Origin of the sequence: Streptomyces noursei, assembly GCF_016917755.1 — a bacterium.
In the GTDB taxonomy this organism is placed as follows: Bacteria; Actinomycetota; Actinomycetes; order Streptomycetales; family Streptomycetaceae; genus Streptomyces; species Streptomyces yunnanensis.
Window position 1 is genome coordinate 5,996,544 of the sequence record NZ_CP070326.1, and the last position, 15,688, is coordinate 6,012,231.

The following is a 15,688-nucleotide window of genomic DNA, read 5'->3' on the forward strand; positions in this document are numbered from 1 at the left end:
GGCCTAGCGGATGTTCGGGTCGAAGGTGAAGATCACCAGCGTGCCCAGAAGGACGGTGAACACCGTGGCGGTGTAGAGGAGCATCTTCAGCCAGAAGCGGGTGTTGTCCCGCTGCGCGTAGTCGTTGATGACGGTGCGCAGGCCGTTGGCTCCGTGCAGCATGGCCAGCCACAGCATCAGCAGGTCCCAGACCTGCCAGAAGGGCGAGGCCCAGCGGCCGGCCACGAAGGCGAAGCCGATCTTGGAGACGCCGCCGTCGAGCACCAGCTGGATCAGCAGGTGGCCGAGGACGAGGACGACCAGGACGATGCCGGACAGCCGCATGAACAGCCAGCCGTACAGCTCGAAGTTGGTGCGGGTCGACTTCGGGGTCTTCCCGGTGCGCTTGCGCGGCGCCTCGATGACCGGAGCGGGATTGTCCGCGTCGTAGAGCGCGACGTTCTCGGCGGTGGTGGATTCAGCAGACATCACGCGTCAGCTCCCGAACAGCGTGCGCAGGGTGTGCTGCAGCACGGGGTAGAAGGCACCTGCCATCAGCACGACCCAGACGCCGACGACGGTCCACAGCATCTGCTTCTGGTACTTCGGGCCCTTGGACCAGAAGTCCACTGCGATGACCCGCAGGCCATTGAGCGCGTGGAAGAGGATGGCGGCCACCAGGCCGTACTCCATCACGTTGACGATGGGCGTCTTGTAAGTCGCTACGACGTTGTCGTACGCGTCGGGGGAGACACGGACGAGAGCGGTGTCGAGGACGTGTACGAACAGGAAGAAGAAGATGAGGACGCCAGTGACTCGATGAGCCACCCAGGACCACATACCTTCCCGGCCGCGGTACAGCGTTCCAGCCGGCACGGAAGAACCCTCCGGGAGCGGGGACTAGGGCCGCGCCGGCTTCTCTGTCGGTCGGGCCCGGCCGGGTACGGTCCACCGGCCGCTCGTCATCGTATCGACGAGTTGTCGGTTCCTCGCGCGGGGGTCCTTAGGTGTGATCAAACAGGCACCAACGGGCTATCACACAAGTCCGAACCCGTCCATCAGGGACATCCGGCCGCGAGTCGCGCGAGCCGGGCGCGCGCCAGCCGCCGTAACTCCTCCGCGGCGACCGACCGCTCCTCGTCCGGTTCGTGTGCCAGGCGGGTGCGGATGGCGTGCAGGGTCTGGTCCATCAGCTCGTCGGGGCGGTAGCCGTCCAGGCAGATCACGAAGGCGTGCCGGAAGCGGAGCTCGTACGCGGCGTGCGCGGCGCGCAGTGCGGTGTGGGCGGCGAGGGTGCCGGGTCCGGGGCGGGCCGGTGGGAGCGGCGCGGGTGCCTCCTGGGCCAGTGCCTCGATCTGCTCGGCCGAGGTGAGGTCGTAGCTGGCCTCGTCGCCGGCGGCCAGCAGGGACTCCGGGTCCGGGTAGGGGCGGTGGCCGGCGAGCCGTTCGGCCCAGCGGAGGCAGCCGCAGCAGGTCAGCAGGGTGGCGACGGCCTGGGGGTGGGGGAGTGCGTGGAAGCGGTCGAGGCCGGCCGCCGGAGCCGGGGCGAGCCGGTTCTGCCAAGGTATGCCGCACCGCAGAGCGGGCGGTTGGGGCCGCGCCGTCGGACGGACGGCCGGAGTGTCACCGGACAGCGTGGGCTCCTCGGGCGGATGCAGTCGAGTGTGATGGGTGTGGTGGCTGCGGCGGAGGTGAACGGTGGGTGTGGTGGTGAGGGAGAGGGTGGATGGGCGGCGGACGACTGGCGGAATCCGAGCGACGCGTGGGGCGAAATGGATGAAAAGTCTGATACGTACGGAAGTGCAGGCAGGTGTGGTGATACGTCACATGAGGTGGCACCCGGCGGTCTTCCGGCGGTCCACGCGCCCCGGAACGGAGTGAGCGACGGCGAGGCCACGCTAACGACGCCCGCCGGCCACTGTCCGACGGATGCGCGATTTTCACCCGGATGAGAGAGCTCTCGCGCGCTCGGTGGACGACCTGTTCCGCCCCTCTGGCAATGCCTTCGCCCCGAAAAGTGAGGATTGCACGATGTCGAACCCGATGCGGCCGCCGCGTTTCCCGCGGTCCGCGGCCTCCCCTCAGGACCCGCCTCCGGCCCTCCGGGCCGCCGGCCCGGAGGCCCGCCGCGCGCTGCTGGCCGTCCCGGTGCTGGCCGGCGCGCTGGCGCTCGGCGGCTGCGCGCAAGGGGCCGATTCCCAGGCTCCCGGCGCTGCTCCCAGCTCCTCCAGCCCCGCCGCGCCCATTCCCAGCTGGGCCAAGGTGACCGGTCCGCCGCACATCGTCCCGGCCGTACGGGACTTCCGCCCGGCGAACGGAATCGGCTGGCGACCGACCAAGGGCGCCCGGATCGTGGTACCGGCCGGCGAGAAGAGCACCGTCGCCGATGAGGCGCAACTTATGGCCAAAGATCTCGGCGGGCTGGCCGTGGTCTGGGGGAACCAGGACGTCCGGCCCGGTGACGTCGAGGTGAAGCTCAGCGGCGGCGCAAAGGGGCCCGACAACGCGGCCGGCGGCACCGTCGACGAGTCCTACACCCTCGCCGCCCGCGGTGGCCGGCTCACCCTCACCGCCCCCACCGACGCCGGGGTCTTCTACGGCACACGGACCGTCAAGCAGGCCGTCCGCACCGCCGGCGGCCTCCCCGAGGGCACCATCGAGGACGGCCCGGACCGCCCCCAGCGCGGCATGTTGCTCGACAACGCCCGCAAGTCGTTCACCGCGGACTGGATCGAGGCCCGCATCCGGCAGCTCGCCGACCTCAAGCTCAACCAGCTCCAGCTGCACTTCTCCGACGACCAGGGCTTCCGCATCCAGAGCGACAGCCACCCCGACATCGTCTCCGCGGACCACCTGACCAAGGATCAGGTCCGCCACCTGATCAAGGTCGGGCAGAGCCTGCACGTCACTCTCATCCCGGAGATCGACTCGCCCGGCCACCTCGGCGCCGTCCTCGACCACTACCCCGACCTCCGGCTGCGCAACGCCTCCGGCACACCGCTCCGCGGCGCCATCGACATCTCCAAGCCCCAGGCCGGCGCGCTCATCGACTCGCTGCTGAAGGAGTACGCGCAGCTCTTCCCCGGCCCGTACTGGCACCTGGGCGGTGACGAGTACCAGGCGCTGATGTCCAGCGACCCCGAGGCGCGCTACCCGCAGCTCGCCAAGGCCGCGCAGGACAAGTACGGCCCCGGCGCCACCATCAAGGACCTGGCGACCGGTTGGCTCAACGACCGGCAGAAGACCGTCCAGGCCGCCGGCAAGACCCGGATCGAAGCCTGGAACGACGGCTTCTTCGCCGGCGGCAAGGTGGCCGCGGACAAGAACCGCACGGTCGCCTACTGGACCGGCAAGGAGATCGGCGCCCGCGACCCCGCCGAGTTCCTCCGCGAGGGCCGCACGGTGCTCAACCTCAACGACGAGTTCCTCTACTACGTGCTCGGCGAGCCCAACAACTTCACGTACCCGACCGGCGAGCGGATCTACAAGAGCTGGACCCCGCTGGTGCTGCGCCACACCTCGCCGGTGTCCGTACCGTCGAGCCTGACCGGGGCCGACCGCATCCCCGGGGCGCGGTTCGCGATCTGGAACGACCGTGCGCAGGCGCAGACCGCGCAGCAGATCGCGGCCGGCATCAGGATGCCGCTCGCGGCGCTGGCGCAGAAGACCTGGGACCCGCGCACCCCCGCGCTGTCCTGGCCGGACTTCAAGGCGCTGGTGAACCGGCTCTGAGCGGCCGGGCGGGAAGGATACGAGAGACGGCCGGGGCCGCCACCCCCCACAGGAGAGGCCCCGGCCGTCGCTCGCGTAGGAGCCCGTGACGGGCTCCTAATCGATACAGCGCCAACGGTCCCGAAAGCGTCACACGGGGTACGGGCGACGGCACGGCCAGTGGCCTGGACGTGGGCCCGGCAGGGCCCGTAACGTGCCGGAACGCGCCGGCCGGCGGACCGGTCGGCCCGTTCCGGCGACCGGAAGAACGGCTGGTTACTGGGGAGTTCGAGGCCCGCGCGGGCACCGCGCACCAATGTGTCGTCCGCCCCAAGGGGTGGCCCGGGTGCCGGAACCCCGGTCTGACCCGTTACGGTCAGCAGGAACGGCCGGACGGCCGGTGGACGGCGCGGGGGCGACCCGGACCGGTCGGGCGCCGACCACGGTGGACCGGACGACCGGCGAACCACACGAAGAAACCAGCGGCAGCGCAAAGCGGCAAGGACCGGGCGGCGGACATTCAGCGTGCGACAGGATGGACCCGTGCGAGGGGACGACATTCAGCCGGACGACGGACGGCTGACGGTTGCCGTGCAGGCGGCGCAGGAGGGTGACGAGACCGCGTTCCGGCTCGTCTACCGCGCCATACACCCCCGGCTGCTCGGGTACGTCCGGACCCTGGTGGGCGAGGCGGACGCCGAGGACGTGGCGTCCGAGGCGTGGCTCCAGATCACCCGCGACCTCGTCCGCTTCAGCGGCGATGCGGACCGCTTCCGCGGCTGGACCGCCCGGATCGCCCGCAACCGTGCGCTGGACCACATCCGGATGCGCGGCCGACGGCCGGCCATCGGGGGCGACGAGACCGAACTCACCGACACCCCCGCGGCGTCCGACACCGCGGGCGAGGCGCTGGAGGCGCTGGGCACCGGCCACACCTTCCGGCTGATAGGCCGACTGCCCCAGGACCAGGCCGAGGCGGTGACCCTGCGGGTGGTCGTCGGACTGGACGCCAAGAGCGCGGCGCAGGTCCTGGGCAAGCGGCCGGGCGCGGTCCGCACCGCCGCCCACCGGGGCCTGAAGAAACTGGCCGAACTGCTCACGGACGACGGCAGCGGGGACGACGGCGGGGAACCAGGGGGGCCGTCCGCGGGTTCCGGCAAGGGTGGTGGAATGGCGGGAGAGCTGCCCATACAGGACCGAAGACGCCATAACGGCGTGGCGGAATCGTACGTACCAGGTGTGACGGAAACGGCCGCACGAACGCAGAAGGACATGTGATGGCCGACGACCGGTATAGCTGGCTCGACAAGGACGCCGCGGAGCGACTGCTGCGTGGTGAGCCGGCCGGTTCCCAGGTCGGTGACGGCGCACGCGAACTCGAACAACTGCTGAAGGCCGCCGCCGCGGCCGGCTCCGGCCTGCCCGAAACCGCCGCGGCGCCCGGCGAGGAGGCCGCACTGGCCGCCTTCCGGCAGGCCCGGCCCGGTGGTCCCGGCGCCCGCGGTGCGACGGCGCCCGGCATGCGCACCGCCCGCACCCACCACGTCGTCGAACGCACCGGGCTCGCGCGCCCCTTCAGACGCGGCTTCGCGGTCGCCCTCGCGGTCTGCGCGATCGGCGGCATCGCGGTCGCCGCCGGCACCGGTGTGCTGCCCACCCCGTTCCGCGGCGGCGAGCCCCGGCCCGGGGCCAGCGTCTCGGCGGCCGAGTCGCCCAGCATCTTCGGGAGCGAGGAGCCCGCCGCCACCACCGGCGAGACCGGCCGGATCCCGGCCACCCCGCCCGGCGGGCAGAGCACCGTACCCGGTCCCACCCCCACCCCCGACAGCAGTCACGGCACCGCCCCGGCGCCGGGCGGCCGGACCCCGGGCGCCGGTACGTCCGGCAACGACGGCCAGCCGCTGCCGGACGGCGGAGACGGCCGGAACAAGAAGCGCAAGCTGCTGCAGGCCCTCTGCAAGGACTACGAGGCCGGCAGGCGCGGCGACATGGACCGCGACACGCTGCGGCGGCTGGAGGCCACCGCCGGCGGCGCGGAGAAGGTGCACGCCTTCTGCCGCCAGTACCTCAGCGACGGCGGCCAGCAGGGCGGCGGCTCGGGTGACAACGATGGCGGAGGCGGCGGCCGGGGCGGTGGCGACGGCGAGAACGGCGGCAACGGCGGCGGCCACAACGGCGGCGGCAGCGGCGACGAGGAGGGTGACTCTTCCCCCTCCGCCTCGCCCACTCCGAGCGCGCCGCCCGCCAGCAGCACCCCCGCACCGCCCCCCGGCACGGCCGTGCCGACGCCTACCGGAACCCTTCCCACCGGTCAGGTGTGACGTTTTTTGACGCCGTGACGCAGTAAGAAGTGAGCCGACTGGTCATCGGCAGCGCACGAGCCGGGGTTCCCCCCGTACCCGTGGCTCAGCGCACATGGCGCGGGCGGGGCACGTTCCCCCGGCCCTGCCCGCGCCCTATCTTGCGCCTAAGCCGGCGCCGCTTTCGCGGATGTGGTGGCGAGGGGTGGGGGTTGCCCACTTGTCGCTTCCGTGAGAGATCTTTCCGGTGGTCGGGGCCCGGATTTCGGCTTACCCGTGCGGGAGTTGGGGCCGGTGCGGCCCGTGCTGCCAGTGTCGCGGTCCTCCTCTCCCGACCCCCCCCGCATGACCCGCCCCCTTCTCGACGCTGCGCCGCGGCGAACCTCCAGGCATGCTGTGCATGGGTGCAAACCGGCACTGTTCACTCGTTTGGAGGCGTAGCGGACATGGCGCGGTACAGCGAGAGCGGGCTGCCCATCGAGCCGGTGTACGGGCCGGAGGCGCTGGCCGGATGGGATCCAGGCACCGGGCTGGGCGAGCCGGGCGCCTTCCCGTACACGCGCGGGGTCTACCCGACGATGTACACCGGACGGGCCTGGACCATGCGGCAGTACGCCGGGTTCGGCACGGCGCGGGAGTCCAACGCGCGGTACCGGCGGCTGATCGAGCACGGCACCACCGGGCTGTCCGTCGCGTTCGACCTGCCGACGCAGATGGGACACGACTCCGACACCCCGATCGCGGCGGGCGAGGTGGGCAAGGTCGGGGTGGCGATCGACTCCGTCGAGGACATGGAGGTGCTGTTCGGCGGGATCCCGCTGGGGACGGTCTCGACGTCGATGACCATCAACGCGCCGGCCGCGCTGCTGCTCCTGATGTACCAACTCGTGGGCGAGGAACAGGGGGTGAAGGGCCATCAGCTCAACGGCACGGTGCAGAACGACGTGCTGAAGGAGTACATCGCGCGGGGCACGTACATCTACCCGCCGCAGCCGTCGCTGCGGCTGACCGCGGATATCTTCCGCTACTGCCGGGCCGAGATCCCCCGCTGGAACACCATCTCCATCTCCGGCTACCACATGGCGGAGGCCGGCGCCTCGCCCGCCCAGGAGATCGCCTTCACCCTGGCCAACGGCATCGCCTACGTCCGCACCGCGCTCGCCGCCGGCATGGACGTCGACGACTTCGCGCCCCGGCTGTCGTTCTTCTTCGTCGCCCGTACGACGCTGCTGGAGGAGGTCGCCAAGTTCCGGGCCGCGCGGCGGATCTGGGCGCGGGTGATGCGGGACGAGTTCGGGGCGCGGAACCCCAAGTCGCAGATGCTGCGCTTCCACACCCAGACCGCGGGGGTGGCGCTGACCGCCCAGCAGCCGGAGGTGAACCTCGCCCGGGTCACCGTGCAGGCGCTGGCCGCGGTGCTCGGCGGGACCCAGTCGCTGCACACCAACTCCTTCGACGAGGCGATCGCGCTGCCGACCGAGAAGGCGGCCCGGCTCGCCCTGCGCACACAGCAGGTGCTGGCGCACGAGACGGACGTCACCGCCACCGTCGATCCGTTCGCCGGTTCGTACGCCGTGGAGTCGCTGACGGACGCCGTCGAGGACGCCGCGCGGGCGCTGATGGGGCGGGTGGAGGACATGGGCGGTGCGGTCGCCGCCATCGAACGGGGCTTCCAGAAGGACGAGATCGAGCGTAACGCCTACCGGATCGCGCGGGAGACCGACGCCGGCGCGCGGGTGGTGGTCGGCGTCAACCGCTTCCGGACCGAGGAGGAGGAGCCCTACGAGCCGCTGCGGGTGGACCCCGCCATCGAGGCGCAGCAGGCCGAGCGGCTGGCTCGGCTGCGCGCCCGCCGCAACGGCCGCGCGGTCACCGCGGCCCTCGGCGCGCTGCGCAAGGCCGCCGAGGGGCCGGACAACGTGCTCTACCCGATGCGGGAGGCGCTGCGCTCCCGGGCCACGCTGGGCGAGGTGTCCGACGCGCTGCGCGAGGTGTGGGGGACGTATGTGCCGACGGACGCGTTCTGAGGCCGTTCCGGGTGAGGGGTGCCGGGTCCCGGGTGAGGCGCCCGGAACGCGTCCGCCACACTGGAGGCATGTCCGCACCCCGCCGTCGCTGCCCCGTCTGCACCCGAGAGATCGCCGTGGTCGGCGGCCGGTACGCCCGCCACGACCCGCCGGGGCGGCGGACCGGGATCGAGCTGATCTCCTGCCCGGGATCGCGGCGGACCGCGCCGATGATGGCGCCCGCTTCGATGCTCTTCGACCCTGAGGAGCCGCCGATGCCCGGCCAGCAGCCGCTGTTCTGACGCCGCGTCCCGGCGCGCGGGGTGCCGGGACGGCGTCGACTACGGCGCCAGCACGTCCAGTTCGGCCATCGCGCCGGTGGTGATCTCCCGGGTGAGGGCCTCCGCGCGGGTCGCGTCGCCGGTGCGGATCGCCTCGGCGACCTGGACGTGCAGGGTGACCGCGGCCGGGTCGGGGTCGGTGAACATCACATGGTGCTGGGTGCGGCCGGTGAGGACGGCCGCGACGACCTCCGCGAGCCGGGCGAACATCTCGTTGCCGGAGGAGGTCAGCACCACCCGGTGGAACGCCATGTCGTGGACGAGGTACGCGTCGAGCTGCTGGCCACGGGAGGTGGCCACCATGCCCATGGCGTGCTCGGTGAGCTCGGCGCACTGGGCGGGGGTGGCGTGGCGGGCGGCGAGACCGGCCGCCACCGGCTCGACGGCCGAGCGCAGCACGGTCAGCGACCGCAGCTGCCGGGGGCGGTCCCGGCCGGCCAGCCGCCAGCCGATCACCCGCGGGTCGTAGACGTTCCACTCCTCGGTCGGGCGGACGGTCACCCCGACCCGGCGCCGGGAGGTGACCAGGTGCATGGACTCCAGGACCCGGATCGCCTCGCGGATCACCGTGCGCGAGACGTCGAACCGCTCGGCCAGCTCATCGGTGCGCAGGACCGTGCCCGGAGGGTGGTCGCCCGCGGTGATCGCGGGCCCCAGGGACTCCAGCACGCGGGCGTGCAGCCCCTTCTCCCCGTTCCCGGTCGCTTCCATGGGCCAAGCCTACGATCCCGCCTCTCGACCAATTAAGTATGACGTTTGCGTCACAGGGGCTTGAATACGTCGTACCTAATGAGTTTCAGTGGGGGCGCACGAGGTCGAAGAGGACAGCGTCGTACCGATAGCGCCGATATCGGCGGCCTGGTACGCAATGTCCTGCATACGAGGTATCGAGGTAATCGGGATGGGCAGCGCCGACGTCATCGTCGTGATGGGTGTGGCCGGGACCGGCAAGACGACGATCGGTCCCCTGGTGGCCGACGCGCTGGACGTCCCCTACGCCGAGGGCGACGACTTCCACCCGCCGGCCAACATCGCCAAGATGTCCGCCGGCATCCCCCTGGACGACGCCGACCGCGGCCCCTGGCTCGACGCCATCGGCTCCTGGGCGCACGGCCGCGCCGGCCACGGCGGCGTGGTCAGCTGCTCCGCGCTCAAGCGCGCCTACCGCGACCGGCTGCGGGCCGCCGCGCCGGGCGTGGCCTTCCTCCACCTCGCCGGCGACCGCGCGCTCATCGAGGCGCGGATGGCCGAACGCAAGGGCCACTTCATGCCCACCGCGCTGCTGGACTCCCAGTTCGCCACGCTCGAACCCCTCGGAGCGGACGAGGCGGGCGTGGCCGTCGATGTCTCCGGCACCCCGGAGCAGATCGCCGACCGGGCCGTCAGCGCCCTGCGCCGCCCGGCTCCGGCCGCGTAAACCCCCCAACGCGCCGGCCGGACCCGGGCCGGCCGGGCCCCGTCTCCCCCACGGGGCCCGGCCACCCTCCCCCTCCAACCAAGGGATCTCCCCTCTCCAACCAAGGGAATCGCCGTGCCACATCTCAGCGTCGAGATGCTCGCAGCGGACGCGACCGCGCCCATCACCTCGGCCGGTCACGCACAGCTGGGCATCGCCGTCCTGGCGGGTATCGCCGTCATCGTCCTGCTGATCACCAAGTTCAAGCTGCACGCCTTCCTGTCGTTGATCATCGGCTCGCTGGTGCTCGGCGCGGTGGCCGGCGCCCCGCTCGATGGGGCCATCGCCAGCTTCTCCAAGGGGCTGGGCACGACGGTCGCGGGCACCGGCGTGCTGATCGCGCTGGGCGCCGTCCTGGGCAAGCTGCTCGCCGACTCCGGCGGCGCGGACCGGATCGTGGACACGATCCTGGCGAAGGCCGGACAGCGGGCGATGCCCTGGGCGATGGTGCTGATCGCCGGGATCGTCGGACTGCCGATCTTCTTCGAGGTCGGCATCGTGCTGCTGATTCCCGTGGTGCTCCTCGTCGCCAAGCGCGGCAACTTCTCCCTCATGCGCATCGGCATCCCGGCACTGGCCGGACTGTCCGTGATGCACGGGCTGATCCCCCCGCACCCCGGGCCACTGGCCGCGATCGACGCGGTCAAGGCCAACCTCGGGGTCACGCTGGCGCTGGGCGTCGTCATCGCCATACCCACGGCGATCATCGCCGGCCCGCTCTTCTCCCGTTACGCGGCCCGCTGGGTCGACATCGCCCCGCCGGAGATGATGCTGCTCTCCTCCGGGAAGACCCCGGACCCCCGGGCGCAGCACGCCTCCGACGAGCCGGAGACGCGCCCCGGCTTCGGGGTCACCGTCGCCACCGTGCTGCTGCCGGTGGTGATGATGCTGGCCAAGGCCCTGGTGGACGTCCTCGTGGACGACCCCAAGGACTCCCTCCAGCGGGTCTTCGACGTCGTCGGCTCGCCGCTGATCGCGCTGCTCACCGCCGTCGTCGTCGCGATGTTCACGCTGGGCCGGGCGGCCGGCTTCACCCGCGGCCGGATCGCCTCCACCGTCGAGTCCTCGCTCGGCCCGATCGCCGGGGTGCTGCTGATCGTCGGCGCGGGCGGCGGCTTCAAGCAGACGCTGGTGGATTCCGGCATCGGCCAGATGATCCTGGAGATCTCCCGGCACTGGAACATCTCCGCGCTGCTGCTGGCCTGGCTGATCGCGGTCGCCATCCGCCTCGCCACCGGCTCCGCCACGGTCGCCACCATCTCCGCGGCCGGCCTGGTCGCCCCGCTCGCCGCGGAGATGAGCACCACCCACGCCGCCCTCCTCGTCCTCGCCATCGGCGCCGGCTCCCTCTTCTTCAGCCACGTCAACGACGCCGGCTTCTGGATGGTCAAGGAGTACTTCGGCATGGACGTCGGCCAGACCCTGAAGACCTGGTCGGTGATGGAGACACTGATCTCGGTCGTCGGGATCGTGGGGGTGTTGTTGCTGTCGCTGGTGGTGTAGCGGCGACGCGACGGGTCGATACGTGGACGGGCCCTCGCCGACTGCCTCGACTTGCGGTCGGCGGGGGCCATTGTCGTTCCGTCCTCCTCAACGGCTCCTGTTTCAGGCGGAGTTGCGGCCGTGTTGCACGGGTGATGCTGAGGAGGCAGTGTCGGCCCCGACAGTCTTCAGGATTGGTACTCGTACCCGATCGTGAACCGGGGTGGCAGGCACCATTCCCCGTACTCGATGACGCCATCGGCGTCCGACCAGCGGTGCGCACCCGCCAGGACCGGAGAGCCCACGGGGAGGCCCAGGGCGCTGGCCTCGCGCGCGTCCGCAGCCCGTGCGTGCATGTCGTCCCTGGCGTGCGTGACGGTGCGTCCCGTGGTCTCCAGTACCTTTGCCGACAAGCCGTGATTACGTTCTGGTGCGGTGTTCAGCAGGTCGGGCACGAGAGCGGCGAACGGCGCCGGATACCACGTCACCGCGAACACCGTCCGGGTCTTGCCCCGACCTGCCAGCCATTCCCGGCGCACCACCTGATCTCCCGTATCCAGGTCGAAGATCTCGGCGACGTACAGGGGAGGGGCGATGAGCTCGGCGGCCGTGACCCGGCTCGTCTCGCCGTCAGCGAGGAACGACTTCACGCGCTGCACCCGGGCGAGCCGGTCGCGTGCCGAAAGCGTCCAGGCCGGGTCGTCGGCGACGTACGTACCCCGTGGAGTGGTCCGGATGTACCCCTCAACCTGGAGCGCTTGGAGGGCACGGGAGACCGTGGCAGCGGCGACCTGCCACTGCCCCGAGATCTCCCGGTTCGTGGGCAGCTTCGTCCCCGGCTCCAGATCACCCGACAGGATCCGCTCCCGGAAGTGATCCGCGATCTTCGTGAATGTTTTCGATCCGGCCATTTCCCTTGCCTCCCAAGCGAGTTGAGGACCGAAGTAGCTCAGCACACTAGGGCACCGGAAACCGTAGCGGAAGTGCTTCGGCCACTCCGATACTGAACTAGTTCACTCGCCCGGAGCAGCGGACGAGGGCACCGCCATGACCGGGCCGAGGCGCCGGCATCGAGCGTGCCTGAAGACGCTTTCCGAAGACATGACGGGCCACATGCAGGACCCCCGCGACCGTCCGACCGGTCCGGGGGCATGGCCATCAACCAGCAAGGAGTTGACGACATGACCAAAGCTATCGCGGGGTCCCTGATCCCATTGCTGCGGCTGATGTTTCCCGCGAGGGGGCGTCATCGGTGGGCCGGTCCGCTGCCCGCCGCGCGGCGCCAGGATGCTCCGGCATGTGTGGTTCCCCTCGTGCCCGTCGGGCAGCGTGGGCATCGGCGGATCCCGTGGTTGCCAGTGCCCGGCGGCGCCGCGGGCCAGCCCCGCTGGTTTCACGCCGTGGAGGCGACCACACGATGAACCCCATGGACGCCGCTCGGCTGCTGCCGTGGACCAGCTCCGACGGGAAGCCGTGTTACCTCCTCGGCGGCAATGGGAGCGGGTATATCTCCCGTCTCGCCGACAAAGTGGAGGCTGCGCAGATGTGCTCGGCCGCCGGGCTCATCGAGGAAGCCGGCCGCATCCTCGACGGCCGGTCGTGGACCCCGGGTGAACTTCACCTGCTGGCAATCGATTTGAACGACACCTTGGCGAAGGTACGGCGGGTGGCGGAGAGTCGGGGCGCTCGGTTGCTTCTCCTGACCGACGACTCCGTCGAGGACGACGATCCCGCTGCCGACGGCGCAGGCGGTGGGGACCGTGCCCCGCTCGCGTGAGCTTCCCCCGACCGGAATGGCCGTGAGCGGGGACAGCGCGTGTCCCGTTCGAGCCGACAGGTTCGGCTCACGGCCCCGGTCCGTCCCGCGGGGAGCGTCCCGGGCGCTCCCTTGAGGGATGCCGCGCCGGCTCCGTCCGCGCGGTGAGGGAAACCGGCCCCGCCCTGCCTCGGCACTGAAGGGAGGGTGGGGCCCAACTGGCGCCACGGGAGGCGTAGTCCGGGGCGGTTCGTCAGACCGCGACCGGGGCCGCGCCGAAGTGCGTTGTCAGCGCCTCCGTGATCGCGGCTTCCGCGGTCTTAGGTGGGGCCGCCACCGCCACATAGCCGTCGGGGCGGATGAGGAAGACGGTCGGGGTGGTGCCGTAGGCGGCGTGCAGGTGGCCGTCGGGGTCGAGGAGGTCGGGGGCGGGGCCGGCGGTGTGGACGGTACGGACGGGGGTGGCGCCGGCGGCCCTGGTCAGGGGGGTGGGGTCGAGGTCCGGGGCGTCGAGGGCGAGCACGGTGAAGTGGGGGCCGCGGAAGACGTCGAAGAGGTGGGTGGGGGCGCCGTCGGCGGTGGTGCAGGGCGCGTCGGGGGCGCGGTCGCCGGCGGTCAGGGCGCCGTCCGGGAGGTCGGTGCGCAGCTCGCGGGAGAGCGGGCTGTCCGGATAGCCGACGTCGAGCTGGTGCAGGTTGCGGCCGCGGTGGAGGCTGCCGGAGCGGTGCAGGCGGGTGCTGGTCTCCAGGATGCGGGCGGCGATCGGGCGGCGCTCGGTCTCGTAGGTGTCCAGGAGGGTGTCGGGGGCGCCGTGCCGGAGCACCTGGCCGAGCTTCCAGCCGAGGTTGTAGCCGTCCTGGACGCTGGTGTTCATTCCCTGGCCGCCGGCCGGGGAGTGGATGTGCGCGGCGTCGCCGGCCAAGAAGACCCTGCCGTGCCGGTAGGCGTCGGCCATGCCCGCCTTGGGGCGGTAGAGCGAGGTCCACAGCACCTCGCGGACGTGGTCGCGGGTGAGGTGGGTGTGCTCGGCGATCAGGTCGCGGATCGCGTCGGCGGAGGTGTCCGGCTCGTCGGAGGCCGCGGCGGCGAGCATCTGGAAGGCGTCGGTGCCGGCCAGCGGGAGGAGGGTGAGGAAGCCGCCGCTCGACAGCTGCCAGCGGTGCCAGTGGTCCCGGTCGAGGCCGTCGAGGCGGACGTCGGCGAGTACGGCGTGGCCGGGGGCGAGTTCGGGGCCGCTCATCGGGACGGCGAGCTGCTTGCGGATGGTGCTGCCGCCGCCGTCGCAGGCGACGAGGTAGCGGGCGCGGACGGTGCGGACGTCGCCGTCGGGGCCGGTGAGACGGGCGATGACGCCGTCCGTGTCCTGGGTGAACCCGGTGAGTTCGGTGGACAGGTGGACGCTGCCGCCCAGTTCCCGGAGGCGGTCGTGGAGCAGCTCGACGTTGCGCCACTGGGGGAGCATCAGGGCGTCGGAGTAGGGCGTGGACGGGGTCGGGGCGACCCGCACGATCATCTGGTGGGTGTGGGCGATCCGGCCGTCCTCCCACAGGGCCATGGGCGGGTAGAGGCCGCCGGCGGCCCGCGCGGCGGGGAGCACGCCGAGGTCGTCGTAGACCTCCTGGGTGCGCGGCTGCATGCCGGTGCCGCGGGCGCCGCGAGAGAGGGTGGGTTGGCGCTCGACCACCAGGGCGGTCACGCCCCGGCGGGCGAGGTCGATGCCGAGCGCGAGGCCGGTCGGGCCGGCGCCGGAGATCAGGACCTCGACGGGGGGCGCGGTGGTGTCCGGGGCGGTGGCCTCGAAGGCGTCCGTGGCGGTGCTGGCGACGGTTTCCTTAACGCTGTTAAGTGCCATGCTCATGAGGCTGTACTTAACAGTGTTAAGTTGTCAACATGGTTTCGCGTATCGACCGGAACGTGGTGGTGGAGACCGCCCTGCGGCTGCTGAACGACAGCGGGCTGGACGGGCTGACCCTGCGGCGGATCGCCAAGGAGCTCGACGTCCAGGCCCCAGCGCTCTACTGGCACTTCAAGAACAAGCAGGAGCTGCTGGACGAGATGGCCACCGAGATCTTCCGGCGGCTGTTCCGGGCCACCATGCCGGAGGGCGGGCCCGGGGCGGACGGCCGGTGGCCGACCTGGCGGGAGATGGTCTACCAGACCTGTGTCGTGCTCCGCCGCGAACTGCTCCGCTACCGCGACGGCGGCAAGGTCGTCAGCGGCACCCGGATGACGGACGACACCTTCGCGGCCCCACTGGAGCTCTTCCTCAGCCACTTCGTCGCGGCCGGCTACACCCTGCCCGAGGCGTCCCGCGCCTGGTGGACCGCGTACAACTACACGGTCGGGCTGGTCATCGAGGAGCAGTCGGTGCACCCCGACCCCGAGCACCCGGAAGTCCGCGATCCGTCCTACGACCAAGACGACCGCGAGCGCCGGCTGGGCGGGACGTACCCGCTCGCCGCGCAGGCCGGGCGGACGCTCTTCGGCGACGTCGAGGAGGCGTTCGAGGCCGGGCTGCAGATCATCGTGGCCGGCATCGAGGCCAACCACCTCAAGCGACTGGGGAGTTGAGGGTCCGCGCCCGGAGGGGGAGCGCGAAGGCGCGGGTGCGCTACGCGGGTGCGCCACGCGGGGCGGGTCGGCGGGCCGGGCCACCG

Annotated in this window: 15 protein-coding genes; 9 read left to right on the plus strand and 6 right to left on the minus strand. The window is 71.7% G+C overall.

Going from position 1 to position 15,688, the window contains the following annotated elements; genetic code table 11:
- Positions 1-3 precede the first annotated feature (3 nt).
- From JNO44_RS26535 to JNO44_RS26545, 3 genes are all read right to left on the minus strand, one after another.
- Positions 4-468 (minus strand): succinate dehydrogenase hydrophobic membrane anchor subunit, encoded by a 465-nt coding sequence (locus tag JNO44_RS26535; protein ID WP_039633456.1) that lies wholly within the window; start codon positions 466-468, stop codon positions 4-6.
- Between the two features lie 6 nt (positions 469-474).
- On the minus strand, positions 475-855 hold the full coding sequence (sdhC, locus tag JNO44_RS26540; protein ID WP_016574684.1) for a succinate dehydrogenase, cytochrome b556 subunit: 381 nt from the start codon (positions 853-855) through the stop codon (positions 475-477).
- Between the two features lie 182 nt (positions 856-1,037).
- Complete coding sequence (locus JNO44_RS26545) at positions 1,038-1,799, minus strand: 2-oxo-4-hydroxy-4-carboxy-5-ureidoimidazoline decarboxylase (RefSeq protein WP_420882756.1); 762 nt, start codon at positions 1,797-1,799, stop codon at positions 1,038-1,040.
- Between the two features lie 211 nt (positions 1,800-2,010).
- Between JNO44_RS26545 and JNO44_RS26550 the strand changes: the two genes are divergently transcribed.
- From JNO44_RS26550 to JNO44_RS26570, 5 genes are all read left to right on the plus strand, one after another.
- Positions 2,011-3,711, plus strand: a complete 1,701-nt coding sequence (locus JNO44_RS26550; protein WP_205366386.1) for a beta-N-acetylhexosaminidase — start codon at positions 2,011-2,013, stop codon at positions 3,709-3,711.
- A 522-nt stretch (positions 3,712-4,233) separates the two neighbouring features.
- Positions 4,234-4,968: an RNA polymerase sigma factor gene (locus JNO44_RS26555; protein WP_205366387.1), complete on the plus strand. Its 735-nt coding sequence runs from the start codon at positions 4,234-4,236 to the stop codon at positions 4,966-4,968.
- On the plus strand, positions 4,968-6,011 hold the full coding sequence (locus JNO44_RS26560) for a hypothetical protein (RefSeq protein ID WP_205366388.1): 1,044 nt from the start codon (positions 4,968-4,970) through the stop codon (positions 6,009-6,011). Before JNO44_RS26555 ends, JNO44_RS26560 begins: the two co-directional genes overlap by 1 nt.
- Before the next feature lie 425 nt (positions 6,012-6,436).
- Complete coding sequence (locus JNO44_RS26565) at positions 6,437-8,017, plus strand: acyl-CoA mutase large subunit family protein (RefSeq protein ID WP_205366389.1); 1,581 nt, start codon at positions 6,437-6,439, stop codon at positions 8,015-8,017.
- 68 nt (positions 8,018-8,085) lie between these two features.
- Positions 8,086-8,298, plus strand: a complete 213-nt coding sequence (locus JNO44_RS26570) for a hypothetical protein (protein WP_205366390.1) — start codon at positions 8,086-8,088, stop codon at positions 8,296-8,298.
- Between the two features lie 39 nt (positions 8,299-8,337).
- Here JNO44_RS26570 and JNO44_RS26575 read toward each other — a convergent pair whose 3' ends face one another.
- Positions 8,338-9,048 (minus strand): FadR/GntR family transcriptional regulator, encoded by a 711-nt coding sequence (locus tag JNO44_RS26575; protein WP_205366391.1) that lies wholly within the window; start codon positions 9,046-9,048, stop codon positions 8,338-8,340.
- 190 nt (positions 9,049-9,238) lie between these two features.
- Between JNO44_RS26575 and JNO44_RS26580 the strand changes: the two genes are divergently transcribed.
- A complete protein-coding gene (locus JNO44_RS26580) occupies positions 9,239-9,754 on the plus strand; it encodes a gluconokinase (RefSeq protein WP_039633440.1) in 516 nt (171 codons plus the stop codon).
- A 114-nt stretch (positions 9,755-9,868) separates the two neighbouring features.
- Positions 9,869-11,296 (plus strand): GntT/GntP/DsdX family permease, encoded by a 1,428-nt coding sequence (locus tag JNO44_RS26585; RefSeq protein ID WP_205366392.1) that lies wholly within the window; start codon positions 9,869-9,871, stop codon positions 11,294-11,296.
- A 167-nt stretch (positions 11,297-11,463) separates the two neighbouring features.
- Here the strand turns inward: JNO44_RS26585 and JNO44_RS26590 are convergent, their stop codons facing one another.
- Entirely contained in the window at positions 11,464-12,186 is a 723-nt protein-coding gene (locus JNO44_RS26590) for a GntR family transcriptional regulator (RefSeq protein WP_205366393.1), read from the minus strand.
- A 506-nt stretch (positions 12,187-12,692) separates the two neighbouring features.
- On the opposite strand from JNO44_RS26590, the gene JNO44_RS26595 reads away from it, so the two are divergent.
- A complete protein-coding gene (locus JNO44_RS26595; RefSeq protein ID WP_205366394.1) occupies positions 12,693-13,052 on the plus strand; it encodes a hypothetical protein in 360 nt (119 codons plus the stop codon).
- A 232-nt stretch (positions 13,053-13,284) separates the two neighbouring features.
- Here JNO44_RS26595 and JNO44_RS26600 read toward each other — a convergent pair whose 3' ends face one another.
- A complete protein-coding gene (locus JNO44_RS26600) occupies positions 13,285-14,883 on the minus strand; it encodes an FAD-dependent monooxygenase (RefSeq protein WP_205370584.1) in 1,599 nt (532 codons plus the stop codon).
- Between the two features lie 38 nt (positions 14,884-14,921).
- Here JNO44_RS26600 and JNO44_RS26605 point away from each other — a divergent pair, with 38 nt between their 5' ends.
- On the plus strand, positions 14,922-15,602 hold the full coding sequence (locus JNO44_RS26605; protein ID WP_205366395.1) for a TetR/AcrR family transcriptional regulator C-terminal domain-containing protein: 681 nt from the start codon (positions 14,922-14,924) through the stop codon (positions 15,600-15,602).
- Positions 15,603-15,688 lie beyond the last annotated feature (86 nt).